This window comes from Yersinia sp. 1252 StPb PI (assembly GCF_048593885.1).
Classification (GTDB): domain Bacteria; phylum Pseudomonadota; class Gammaproteobacteria; order Enterobacterales; family Enterobacteriaceae; genus Yersinia; species Yersinia enterocolitica_E.
Genome location: NZ_JAZGQE010000285.1, coordinates 1 through 3,633, shown reverse-complemented (window position 1 = coordinate 3,633; position 3,633 = coordinate 1). Strand labels below are relative to the sequence as shown.

Here is a 3,633-nt window from a genome sequence, read left to right as displayed (position 1 = left end):
ACGCAAAACAGCGAGAAGTTACTCAGCAGCGTTCTGCAAAGCCAGACGAATTAGTCATGGTCTGCGAGAACAACGAATCTTTCGGACGTAGGTTCGTTGAGACATTCAAGACAGTCAAATCTTTGCAGGGGAAAGCCAATGAGTAACACCGCTGAAAATCTCATTCAATTTCCAGCGCAAGTTCAGCGCAGGGGTTCCCACATGGAGAATCAGAAACAAGGCCATGTTGCTATATTCAGAAGCGCTTTATTTGCTGACTGGGCGCGTGATCCAATAAAGCTTGCTACATGGGTTCAGCTAATTGGCCGGGCTAGCCATAAGGCTCGCATACAGCAATTCGCCGACAGAGAATGGCCTTTGGAGCGAGGTCAATTAGTTACTACAGCAAAGGTATTTTCATTGCTCTTGCTCGATAAGAAAGGGGAGCCATTACCGGTTAAAGAAGTTCAGCGGCTTTGGTTATTTTTTGAGAATGAGGGGATGATTTCTAAGAGAGGAACGCCATTCGGAACGGTGTTCACCATCATAAATTATGACAGTTATCAGTCTGGAAAATCTGTCCAAGGTTCTGTCCAACCATTTGTCCAACCCAAAGCCTCGCCATTACTGGTCTCGGAGGGTGTTGTTGTCCAAGGTCCTGTCCAACCATTTGTCCAACATAACAAGAATGTTTTAAACAATTTAAAAGATATACCCCCTATAGTCCCCCAAGGGGAGGAGGTGGAAGAGATTTTAAATCAGGCAAAACAGGCTTTGGAATATTACAACGAGATATCAAAAAGCACCTGTCGTGATGCCAAGCCATATCTCACCCTGCTAACAGCAACAACCAGTCGATCAGCTTACACCCTGCAAGACCTGAATTTAGTCACTCGCTGGGCCTTAACGGTCTGGAAGCGTCGCGGTAACTCATGCCCTAAACCAAAAAGCCTTTGTGCCGTAACCCGGTTCGATGGGTATTTATCCGATGCTGATAAATGGCTCCAAAGCAGCGTTGATATTGACTGCCAAGCCGTTATTGATGCTTACAACGAGGTAACCGCTGGGAAACTTCCAGAAGCTGATTTGGATAGGGATCGGGAGATAGCCATTCGTGAACTAGCTCAGCACTTGGCAAAGAAAAATGTCGATGGCTTCAGGGCTTATTTTGCTGGGTTTATCGAAGATGCCAGAGATTTCTATTTCGGCGGTCCGGACGGGATCGGCTGGAAGGCAAGTTTTGAATACCTGATGAAACCAGAAACGCTACGGAAAGTGAGAAGGGGTGAGCTGTGATTAATATTGATATCGAAGCTAGTGTGATTGGTGGGCTGCTGATAAGCGGATACACGCCAGATGCAAACGAAGTGTTGGCAACAGTAGATCCGGATGCTTTCACCGTTTCTCTGTACCGTGAGACGTTCAAAGAGATTAAGCGGCAAGCTTCCACTCGTGGACTGATTGATAGCCTGATGATTGCCGAGGCAATGGGGGAGGGTAATTTCTCCAACATCATCATGACAACCAAAAGCTGCCCCAGCGCCGCCAACCTAAAAGGCTATGCGCAGGTAGTGAGCAAGTATCACCTGATCCGCCAGTTCTCCAAGCTGATGGAAACCAATTACGACAGCATCACCCAATCCAATAACTATGAGCAGGCGCTTGCAGGAATTGAAGCGTTCATGACCAAAGTTAACAGCATGGGGAGGCCCAGCACTGAAGTCATTCCAACCCACATCGATGAGCTTCTAGAATCTTATGCTGATGTGTTGGAGCGGCGACTTAAGAACGGTGAAGCATCCGACACGTTGAAAACTGGCATTGACGAGCTGGACGAGATCACAGGCGGCCTAAACCCTGAAGACCTGATGATTGTCGCCGCCAGACCGGGAATGGGTAAGACAGAACTGGCGTTAAAGATTGCTGAGGGAGTGGCTGATTCATACGTGACCCGTGGCGATATCGTAGAGCGTCGTGGTGTGTTGATCTTCTCAATGGAAATGAGCGCCCATCAGGTTATCGAAAGGTCAATTGCTGGCGCTTCCAACATGCCAGTGTCTAGCCTGAGAAAGCCAAGCAGAATGGGTGATGAAGATTGGGCGCGGATCTCCCAAGGCATTGGGGTGCTCAAAGGGCTTGATGTTTGGGTTGTTGATGCATCAAAGCTTAACGTTGAACAGATGCGCAGCATTGCTGAAAGACACAAGCAACGGCACCCAGCGTTATCCCTCATCCTGGCTGATTACCTCGGACTTATTTCCAAGCCAAAGGCAGAGCGAAACGACTTAGCTATCGCCCACATTACCGGATCACTCAAAGCAATGGCGAAGGATTTGAAAACCCCTGTCATCTGCCTGAGTCAATTATCGCGTGACGTGGAAAAACGGCCGGCTGGACAGCGCCGCCCAACGAATGCCGATCTGCGTGATTCAGGCAGTATTGAGCAAGACGCTGACACTATCGTGATGCTGTATCGCGAAGCTGTTTACAACGAAGACAGCCCAGCTGCGCCTTATGGCGAAATCATCGTAACTAAAAACCGATTCGGCACCCTCGGAACTGTTTATCAACTCTTCAAAAATGGTCACTTCCTGCCAACAGATCAGGAAAGTGCTCACGACATTTGCAAGGGTAAATCAACCGCAGCGCCACAGGGCCGGAAATATGGGAGAGATATTTGATGGACATAACTAAATCGCAGTCTGACTTTGAAGCTTGGGTGGTTGATTGGTGGCCCCAAAGCAAAACGATGATTGCTGAAAAGTTTGATGATGGCGGTTACTGGAACATGCCATTACAACAGTATTTTGAAGTATGGAAAGCCAGCCGTGAAAGCATCGTGGTGGAGCTTCCTAAACGTAATGCCGACGCTTACACAGAAAGAGATTGGGATGGAAACCACGGCGGGCGCTCCAGAAACAACACGCTTGACGAGTGCGCCAAGGCCCTCCGCACTGCCGGTATTCGAATCAAGGGTGATTGAAAGTCTTAAAGAGGAAATTATATGCATAGCGTAGATACTACAAAAATGACCGACTGCTATCAATGCAACGGTATTAAAAAGACGGTACACACAGATAGCGACATCGATAATGTTTTTTATGATGGTGATGCAGTCGTTTGTCGTTCATGCGGTGGATTTGGGGTTATCAGAATCAACTTTGATGATAATGCAGATATTGAATGGGATTATCAATAAATCAAGGGAGAGAGTGAATGAGTAGGTTCATCGCAGTAATTCATGGCTGGCATGTACATAGCAACGGTTTCACGGTTCACGAAATCGAGGCGCAAGACATGACGCAAGCCGCCAAAGAAGCAGCCTATCTGAAAGACCAGCGCCAGCGTCCATTCGATGAATGTGCCGTCAAGGTTATCCAAATTTCAGATAGTGAATTTATACAGAAGCCAGCGCGACTGTCTTGGCGTGAAAGAATTACGGGAGTGGTAAAGCCATGAAAGCATTAGATAGTTTCACTGTAGAAGAGATTGAAGAAATTATAAGTACCTGCCAGCAGGAGATTCACAACACGCCAACCAGCGATGAGTTTCCTGTAAGTCCTCGATTACTGCTTTCACTAGCCCGAATCGCGTTAGCTGCAAAGAGGGCTGAGCCTATTTATCAGTATCAGTCAGGGGTATGCAACGACCAGT

6 protein-coding genes are annotated in these 3,633 nt (G+C 47.6%); all 6 read left to right on the top strand.

The window, feature by feature from the left end; all coding sequences use genetic code 11:
• The first annotated feature begins 138 nt into the window (after positions 1 to 138).
• Positions 139 to 1,275: a hypothetical protein gene (locus V2A85_RS22640; RefSeq protein ID WP_420072431.1), complete on the top strand. Its 1,137-nt coding sequence runs from the start codon at positions 139 to 141 to the stop codon at positions 1,273 to 1,275.
• Positions 1,275 to 2,660: a replicative DNA helicase gene (locus tag V2A85_RS22635; RefSeq protein ID WP_420072432.1), complete on the top strand. Its 1,386-nt coding sequence runs from the start codon at positions 1,275 to 1,277 to the stop codon at positions 2,658 to 2,660. The genes V2A85_RS22640 and V2A85_RS22635 overlap by 1 nt, the downstream gene beginning before the upstream one ends.
• Complete coding sequence (locus V2A85_RS22630; protein ID WP_420072430.1) at positions 2,660 to 2,962, top strand: hypothetical protein; 303 nt, start codon at positions 2,660 to 2,662, stop codon at positions 2,960 to 2,962. Before V2A85_RS22635 ends, V2A85_RS22630 begins: the two co-directional genes overlap by 1 nt.
• Before the next feature lie 21 nt (positions 2,963 to 2,983).
• Positions 2,984 to 3,178, top strand: a complete 195-nt coding sequence (locus V2A85_RS22625; RefSeq protein ID WP_420072425.1) for a hypothetical protein — start codon at positions 2,984 to 2,986, stop codon at positions 3,176 to 3,178.
• A gap of 17 nt (positions 3,179 to 3,195) precedes the next feature.
• The gene (locus V2A85_RS22620) at positions 3,196 to 3,438 is read left to right on the top strand and encodes a hypothetical protein (RefSeq protein WP_408562817.1); all 243 of its coding nucleotides are present in this window, start codon (positions 3,196 to 3,198) and stop codon (positions 3,436 to 3,438) included.
• A partial coding sequence (locus V2A85_RS22615) for a hypothetical protein (RefSeq protein ID WP_420072429.1) occupies positions 3,435 to 3,633 on the top strand: 199 nt, incomplete at its 3' end. The genes V2A85_RS22620 and V2A85_RS22615, both read left to right, overlap by 4 nt.